The organism is Streptomyces sp. WAC05292, from assembly GCF_003949955.1.
In the GTDB taxonomy this organism is placed as follows: Bacteria; Actinomycetota; Actinomycetes; order Streptomycetales; family Streptomycetaceae; genus Streptomyces; species Streptomyces globosus.
This window is the reverse complement of record NZ_RPSE01000322.1, coordinates 1-7,478: the sequence shown is the minus strand read 5'-3', so window position 1 is coordinate 7,478 and position 7,478 is coordinate 1. Positions and strand designations below refer to the sequence as shown.

Genomic DNA, 7,478 nt, shown 5'->3' with positions numbered 1-7,478 from the left:
GTGAGGCGCAGGGCCGCGGGGCCGCGGGGTCAGCCGCCGGTCTTGACGGTCAGTTCGCGGGAGAAGGCGCCCCACGTGCCGTCGCCGAGCCGTGCCCGGATCTTCACGGTGTACGTGGTGCCGGGGTGGGGGCCGACGAGGACTTCGCGGGTGCCCTTCGTGGTCGGCACGGGCAGTACCGGGGTGGCGGTGCCCCACATGAAGGTCTGGGCCGGCTTGCCGTTCAGGAAGACCTGGTAGGTGGTGATCTGGCCGAGGTTCTGGGGGACGGACCAGGCGAGGTCGAGGTAGTGCTGGGTGACGGGGCCGTCCTGCTTGGTGGAGGTGGTGGCGGTGAAGTCGCCGGGTGCGCCCTTGCCCGTTCCCGTGCCGCCGCCGCCCGTGCCGCCGCCGGGTGCAGGTGCCGTCGTCACCGCGGCCTCCCGGGTGGGCTCGGACTCCTTGCCGGAGGCGTCGACGGCGGTGACCTTGAAGCGGTAGGCGGTGCTCGGGGTGAGGCCGGAGACGGTGGCGGAGTCGGCCTTGGCATCGGCTTCCTGGACGCGCGTGCCGTCGCGGTAGACGCGGTAGCCGGTGACGGCGACGTCGTCGGTGGCCGGGTGCCAGCGCAGGGAGGCCTGGTAGGGGCCCGAGGCGGTGGCTTCGAGGTCGGCGGGGATGACCGGCTTCGCGGCGTCCTGGCCGGGCGCGGCGTGCGTGGTGAGGACGATGTCCTTGCTGAATCCGGAGGTGGTGCCGTCGGCGCGGAGGGTGCGGACCTTGAAGGTGTGGCGGGTGCCGGGCGCGAGCTTTTCGACATCGGTCATCGTGCCCGTGACGGTCTTGATCCGCTTGCCGTTCTGGAAGACCTCGTAGCGGTCGGTGTCGGCTGCGCCGGCCGGGGGCTTCCACATCAGGTGGACGGCGGTGTGGTCCTTGACGAAGGAGCCGCTGTCGGCGGGGACCTTGGCGTCGGTGCCTGTCCCGGTGCCGCCGCTTCCGGGGCCGGTGGCCTTGCAGCCGCTGATCTTGGGGATGCCCTTGCCGGCGGGGTTGATCCCGACCTTGACGGTGCGGGTGGCGCCGGCGGCGACGTCGGCCCGGTCGGCTATGGGCTTGACGGTGACGCGCTTGCCGTCCTGGCGGAGTTCGTACGCCCACGGGTTGTCGATGGTGGCCTGGCCCTGTGACAGCTCGAACTGGGCGGTCCAGTCCCGTACGGGCCGGTCCGCCTCGTTGGAGACGGAGACCTCCGCGGACGCCCACCAGGCGGTGGACTGCGCCGTGATGCGGCAGGCGGCGCCGAGCCCGCCGTCCTCTCCGGCGTTGGCTGCGACGGGGACGGCGACGGAGGCCGCTCCGACGACCACGGCCGCGCAGGCCAGGGCAATTCGCTTACGGGACATCAGGAACCTCTTGGTGAACAGGCGATCCGCCGGGAGACGGCGGCGGCATCGGATGTGCCTCGGTCAACGCCAGTGACCATAAGCGCGTTTGCGTCCGCTTCCGGGCTCCGGAAGCGATGTGGGCGCCCTGTTATCCGTCCCTTAAGGTCCGGCTAGGGCGGCCTTGAAGTGCGGGCCGGAATCCGGTCAGGCTGCCGTCCGGAACCCTGCGCAGGAGTCGGCCGCGGATTCCGTTTCCGTACGCCGCCTGCGGCGGGACGGTCTCCGCGCCCGACCGGGAGCCCCGGCGGCGCGCGGGGGCCGCCACCCCTGGCGGGTGGCGGCTCCCGGTCCCGGTCGGTCCGTCAGATGCCGTGCTTGGCGACCGCGATCAGCTGGAGCAGGGTCAGGGCGACCGTGCAGACCATGCCGATCGCGGTGTCCAGGTTGAGCTGGCCGCGGAAGCGGCGCCACGAGGTCACCACCCGGCGGGAGTGCCCCGGGCCGTCGTCGGCGGACTCGCCGACCCGGGCCTGGGAGATCTTGATGCGGGTGGCGGTGGAGTGCCAGGCCCCCACCCCCGTGGGTCCGACGCCGCAGCCCAGCAGGAACGCGTGGAGCGGCTCGGCGTCGGGGACGTCGTCGCCGTCGAGGATGCCGAGGACGGCGGTGCGGGTCAGGCCCAGGCCCTGGGCGCGGGCGTTGGCCCGGACCTCGTCGGGGTCGAGCCCCTCGGAGGCCATCAGCTCGCGCAGCAGGACGCGGAAGTCGTACGCGGTCGTGCACAGCGCGAGCGCCGTGGAGACCGCGTCGGCCTCGGACGGCCGCCAGGAGGTGGACTGCTGCTGGCGGGCCACCTCCTCACGGACCAGTTCCGCCACGGACCGGCGGGGCCGCGGCGCTCCGGCCGCCTGGCGGCGGACCGCGGCTTCCGCGGCCGTGCCGCCGTCCTCGGCGGGCGGTCGGCGCAGCTCGCCCTCCTCGGCGGCGGCCCACCGGGACCGCCAGACGGCCTCGTCGGCGCGGTCGTCGCAGCCGCGGATGAACGCCCAGGCGACGTCCCAGGTGGGGAGCCGCTTGCCGGAGACGGCGTTCGACAGCGACGCCGTCGAGTAGTGGACCCGCTGGGCGAGGGTGGCGAAGCTGAGGCCGTGCTCCTCCTTGAGGCCGCGCATGGCGCTCGCCAGTTCGCGCAGCTCCGCGGAGGCGTCCTCCCGGATGGGGTTGGGCTGGCGGGGCATCAGCGCGTACCCGTCCGGGAGGTGTCGGTCGCGGGGGCGGGCCGGGGCGGCCAGAACGCCGCCGCGGTGGCGGCGACGTTCAGGCCGAGGCCCACCGACTGGTCCGGGGCCAGGCCGGCGAGGTGCCCGGCGGTGCCGGCCGCGGTGCCGGCCGCGGAGTACAGGCCGAGCCGCACGGGGGCGGCGTACTTGCGGAGGGTGCCGGTGATCCGGCGGCCGAGGCGGCGGAGTGCCGTGGCCGGGTCGAAGCCCCACAGCGGGGGCTGCGGGAGGGGGAGGCAGATGCCTCCCCGGGGGTGTACGTGCGCCTGCATCGTCGACGGCCTCTCGTCTCTGACACAGGGTCCGCTGCCGTGGGCGCGCGGGGCGGTTCCGCGGCAGGGGACCCTGTGGACCTCGTCGGCCCCGCCGGGAGCGCCAACTCCCGTGTGGCGGAACCACTGACACCGCTCATCGTCCACCAGGCGGCCCCGCGGGAACAGGCTGTGATGTTCACATCTGCCGGACGGGGTTCGGTATGTAAGTCAACAATCCACCGCACCGCTGTGACCTGCTGGTTCTTCGCGGGATCGGGTTCGTAACCAAACTGTCGGCCGGTTACTCTGGATAAACGCCTCCCAAGAGGCAACTCTGGGTGCAGGCAGTCGCCCCGGCGGCTGGTTTCACGGCGATGTCCCGACCTCGGACATGCTGACACCCCGGGTGCCCTGCGCCAACAGGACGCCCACCGGCTCGGCTTCCCGGCCCAGTACACCGCAGGGTGTGGGCCGGGGAGCCGAGCCGTCGTCGTTTCCGGCCGGGCGTCGCCGCAGTCCCCCGGCCGCCTCTCATCTCCAGAGCGGGCGGGCGCCCAGCGGGGGTTCGGCGCCCGCCATGTAGGCCGCCACGGCGCACGAGGCGGCGAAGGTGGTCAGGCCGGTCACGAAGGCGGGGAGCGCGGAGTGGAGGAAGACGTACACCGCGAGTCCGCCGGCGACGGCGAGGAGGACGGCCAGGGCGAACAGCAGCGTCCGCACGACGGCGAGGCTCCGCTCGGCGACGACGGCCGGTGACTCGGGGAGCGGTTCCTGCGGGAGCCGGCCGTGCCGCAGCGTCGCGATCTTGATGCGGGTGACGGTGTGGTGCCAGATCAGGGTGCGCTCCTGCTCCAGGCCGCAGGCCGTCGTCAGGAAGATGTGGAGCCATTCGGTGGTGGGCAGGTCCTCCCCGTTGAGGACGTGGGAGAACGTGGCGCCGGAGATGGGGTACTCGCGGCGGCTGCGCTGTTCCAGGTCGGCGATGGTCAGCCCGCGGTCGGCGACGAGCTCGCGCATCACCTGCAGGACGTCCTTGGCCGTGGTGCACAGGGCCAGGGCGGTGTGCACGCGGTCCGGGGCGGTGCGGGCCGGCCGCGGCGCGAGCGGGGGCGGCCCTCGGGCCTGTCCCGGTCGTCGGAGGGGGTCTGCGGGGCCTCGCCGTCGGCGGCGGCGGCGTCGTCCGCGCTGCGGGAGACGCGTTTGCGGGCCTCCTCGCCGGCGAAGCGGGCCGCGGCGTTGCGGTGGAGGGTCCGCCAGGTGCGCAGGTCGCCGCTGAAGCCGCAGCCGCGGACGAAGGCCTCGACGAGCTCCCACTTCGGCACGCGGTTGCCGGACGCGGCCGTGGACAGGGCCGCGGCGGAGTAGTGCGAGACGGACGACAGCTGCTTGTAGGTGAGGTTGCTGCGGCGGCGCAGCGCGCGCAGCTGGCGGGCGAGTTCCGCCACCTCCATCGGTGCGTACGACGGGATCTCGTTCTCAGGACGCGCCACGGCCGGCCACCTCCCGGCGGCCGGGCTCGCCGCGGCGGGCGCAGGTGCGGCGGGTGTGCTTGCGGGCGCCCGCGTACGGGGCACGGGTGCGGGGGCCGCCGGCGCGGGCGCGGGCGGCCGCGCGGGGGGCTTGGGCGACGGCGGCGATGGCGGTGCGCCGGCGCGTGGTGGTGCTGTGGGGCATCTCGACTCCCGGGAACGAGCGGTTTCTGCCCGACCGCTCGGATGAGGGGCTGTGTACGAGCGAGGGCGCCCCTGCCGGGACGCCCTCGCTCAGCCCCGGGCCGCGGGCGGATCCCGCGGCCCGGGGGTGTGACTCGGCCTGAGTGCGTGTTCAGTTGGTGCGCGGACGTGGCCGCCGGCCCGTCGGCCGGGAGCTCCAACTCCCGCCGCCGGGTGGAGGGTCGACGCCCTCCGCGGCTTCCGTGCGCGGCTCCAAGTCTGCCCCATGAGGTCCTCGGCGGGCACCTGGCTGCACTCCCCCGCAGCGAGGTTGTGCGTTCGTGAATAACCCGCCCCAGGACGCCACGCCGGTTCCGTTTACCTCATGAAGAACCCCGGTCTGGTACAAGGCGGGGTCGGCGGGCCGGGCGCGCCGTGCCGCCCGGCGGGCCCGCGCGGGGCGCGGAGGGGCCGAAGAAGTCCGCGGAATTGTTCGGCGGGGGCGGCGGCGGCGGCAGCGAAAGCGCATGTCAGAGGTGGCGTCGGGTTGTTGAGGTTGTTACGGTTTTTCGGTCGCCGTTTCGGACAAGCCGCGAATGGCACCACACGACCCCTCGTGGCACGCCACCATGGGGGCGCGGCTCAGCTCCAACTGACCGCACCGACAAGTGGCATCTCATGGCCTGAGTGCACCTTGTGGGCCCCCCGCTCCGGCGGGGGGCCTGAATCGTTCCGGCACGGACCGCCCCTCCGAACAAGACGCTTCGCCCGATTTGCGGCGGCTGCCTCACCCCGGCCCGCCATCTGTGAACAACGAGCGTCGAGCCTCTGCCACGAAAAGCCATATGTGATCGACATCACGCCTGGCCGCCCGCCGCGCGGAGCGGCTGCATCGAACAGAAGCACGCTTCACTGTCATTCGTTCGACGTAGGGCGGGCGGTGGTGCCCACCGTACGAGGCCTCCCGGCCGGCGCGGCCGGCGGCGAGGTCTTTCGGCCCGCGGAGGCGGGGCGCAGGCGGACGCGGGCGGTGTCGGGGACGGCTCCGCCGGCGTCGGCCGGGTCGAGGGGCCGGAAGGCGTCCTCGTCGGGCAGGCGGTACTCCCACTCCAGGGAGCGCGCCACGACGCCCGTCACCGGGTGGTCTCGGTAGTGGCGGGACCAGTCGCGCCAGGACCAGGTGCGGTCCGGGTCCTCGGCGAGGGAGGCGAGCCGGTTCCGTTCCGCTTCGAGCGTCCTGGCGATGTCCTTGGCGTGGCGCCGCACCAGGTCGACGCTGTCGGCCCGCAGGGGCGTCTTGTAGCCGCTCGGGGTACGGAAGGGGGCCGTGGTGCGGGTGGTGCGGCCGTCGTCGTCGGACCAGTCGACGGTGACCGTTCCGGTGTCGTGGAGGGTGATGACGGCGTCGACCGCCGCGTTCCACCACAGCACGCCGCGGCCGATCCAGCCGACGGTCAGCGTGCCGTCCGGTTGCAGGCCGTGGCGGGGCACGGTGCGTTCGGCGATGTCCTGCGGGGGGATCCCGAGGCGGGCGGCGGCCCGCTTCACGGACTTCACCAGCACCTTGTGCGGGTGGATCGAGGGGGTGATCCGCTGGTGCAGGTCCCACAGCTCGTCCATGGCGGAGGCGCCGGGCAGGTCGCCGAGGGCGGCGAACGCGGCGCCTGCGATCTCGTGGTCCACGCGGTGGTAGGTGTCCATGGCCTGGGAGTTCTTGCGGGCGACGAGGGCCAGGTCGGCGCTCAGGCCGTCGGTGTCGGCGCGCAGCCGGCCGGCGGCGAGGAGGAAGCCGATCGCGAGCGCGCGGGCAGGGGAGGGGGGCTTGACCTGCCCGATCTCGCGGATGATGTGTTCGGGATCGCCCTGGTCGTGGAAGGAGCCGCCCGCGGCCAGTTCGCGTACCGCGTGGCGGACGAGCGCGTCGGCGCCGTCCGCCTTGAGCAGCGCCTTGGTGCGGCGCATCCAGGTGGTGTCGGCCTTGTAGCGCCAGTTCCAGCCCGCGTCGGAGCTGGCCAGGTGCAGGACGAGTTCGGCCAGGTGCGGCGGCAGGCCGGTCAGGTGCGGGTGGATGCGGGTGCTCCAGCCGTTGCCGGGGTCGAACACGTGGGCCAGGGGATCGCTCATGTCCTCGATCATGCCGGAGGGGACTGACGGCGACCGCGGACCGCGGCAGCGGCGGCGGCAGCGGCGGCGGCCGGCTCAGGGGCGGGTGAGGGGTCGCCGGGTCTCGGCGCGGACGTCCAGGGTCAGGCGGGCGAAGCCGGCCAGGTCGACCGCGTCGGGGGCGCGGCCGGCGATGTCCGGGAGGACCCAGCCGACGAACGCGGCGGTGTTCCCGTCGCCCCACGCGCACACCGGGACGGTCGACTCGGCGCCCTCCTCGGTGAGCGTCAGGACCTGGCAGCTGACGGCGACCTCGGAGCCGGCCGGCCGGAAGACCTGCGGCGGGCCGGCCTCGGCGGCGCCCTCGGAGGTCCGGGCGCCGCGCAGGATCGAGTCGCGGACCGACTCCGGGTGCTTGAACTGCCCGTACAGCCCGGAGAACGACAGCACCGCGGTCTTCTTCCCGGCGGAGCCGCTGTAGCGGCCGACGGCGGGCCGGGGATCGCGGATGGTCGGGTCGCTCCGGACGGCCTCGCCGGCCAGCTCCTCCTTCATCGCCGCCGATTCGTCGTCGGTCAGCGTGTACTGGCCGCCCAGCAGGTGCTGCGGGACCGTCAGCATGTGCTCGGCCGGCGGGAACGCGCTGGTGGAGACGGTGCCGAGGATTTTCTGGGCGGGGACGGCGAGGACAGCGAGGAGGACGAGGGCGCCGGCCGTGATCGCGAGGGTGCGGCCCGCCCCGCCGCGGCGGGGCGGGGCCCCGGGCGGGAACGGCGGTGCGGCGGGCATCGGCGGTGCGGCCGGCGCCCTCGTCCTCCTCGC

The 7,478-nt window shown here is 74.1% G+C and carries 8 protein-coding genes; all 8 read right to left on the bottom strand.

Annotated elements, in window-relative coordinates:
* Positions 1-29: 29 nt before the first annotated feature.
* Positions 30-1,385 carry a fibronectin type III domain-containing protein gene (locus EF903_RS25385; protein WP_125546911.1) on the bottom strand — a complete coding sequence of 452 codons (1,356 nt, stop codon included), beginning with the start codon at positions 1,383-1,385 and terminating at the stop codon, positions 30-32.
* Positions 1,386-1,729: 344 nt separating this feature from the next.
* Positions 1,730-2,605 (bottom strand): helix-turn-helix transcriptional regulator, encoded by an 876-nt coding sequence (locus tag EF903_RS25380; protein WP_125546909.1) that lies wholly within the window; start codon positions 2,603-2,605, stop codon positions 1,730-1,732.
* Positions 2,605-2,919 carry a hypothetical protein gene (locus EF903_RS25375; RefSeq protein WP_125546907.1) on the bottom strand — a complete coding sequence of 105 codons (315 nt, stop codon included), beginning with the start codon at positions 2,917-2,919 and terminating at the stop codon, positions 2,605-2,607. Before EF903_RS25375 ends, EF903_RS25380 begins: the two co-directional genes overlap by 1 nt.
* A 513-nt stretch (positions 2,920-3,432) precedes the next feature.
* A complete protein-coding gene (locus EF903_RS25370; RefSeq protein WP_125546905.1) occupies positions 3,433-3,969 on the bottom strand; it encodes a hypothetical protein in 537 nt (178 codons plus the stop codon).
* Positions 3,918-4,391 carry a helix-turn-helix domain-containing protein gene (locus tag EF903_RS25365; protein ID WP_125546903.1) on the bottom strand — a complete coding sequence of 158 codons (474 nt, stop codon included), beginning with the start codon at positions 4,389-4,391 and terminating at the stop codon, positions 3,918-3,920. The genes EF903_RS25370 and EF903_RS25365 overlap by 52 nt, the downstream gene beginning before the upstream one ends.
* Positions 4,378-4,575: a hypothetical protein gene (locus EF903_RS25360; protein ID WP_125546901.1), complete on the bottom strand. Its 198-nt coding sequence runs from the start codon at positions 4,573-4,575 to the stop codon at positions 4,378-4,380. The genes EF903_RS25365 and EF903_RS25360 overlap by 14 nt, the downstream gene beginning before the upstream one ends.
* An 893-nt stretch (positions 4,576-5,468) precedes the next feature.
* Entirely contained in the window at positions 5,469-6,677 is a 1,209-nt protein-coding gene (locus EF903_RS25355; RefSeq protein ID WP_185902814.1) for a DUF4132 domain-containing protein, read from the bottom strand.
* Between the two features lie 75 nt (positions 6,678-6,752).
* Positions 6,753-7,478 (bottom strand): hypothetical protein (locus EF903_RS25350; RefSeq protein ID WP_221888769.1); only part of this gene is annotated, 726 nt, incomplete at its 5' end.

Excerpts from the sequence above, each read along its gene's own strand:
- EF903_RS25360 (WP_125546901.1), bottom strand. The coding sequence starts at position 4,575 with ATGCCCCACAGCACCACCACGCGCCGGCGCACCGCCATCGCCGCCGTC.
- EF903_RS25375 (WP_125546907.1), bottom strand. The coding sequence starts at position 2,919 with ATGCAGGCGCACGTACACCCCCGGGGAGGCATCTGCCTCCCCCTCCCG.
- EF903_RS25380 (WP_125546909.1), bottom strand. The coding sequence starts at position 2,605 with ATGCCCCGCCAGCCCAACCCCATCCGGGAGGACGCCTCCGCGGAGCTG.
- EF903_RS25385 (WP_125546911.1), bottom strand. The coding sequence starts at position 1,385 with ATGTCCCGTAAGCGAATTGCCCTGGCCTGCGCGGCCGTGGTCGTCGGA.
- EF903_RS25355 (WP_185902814.1), bottom strand. The coding sequence starts at position 6,677 with ATGAGCGATCCCCTGGCCCACGTGTTCGACCCCGGCAACGGCTGGAGC.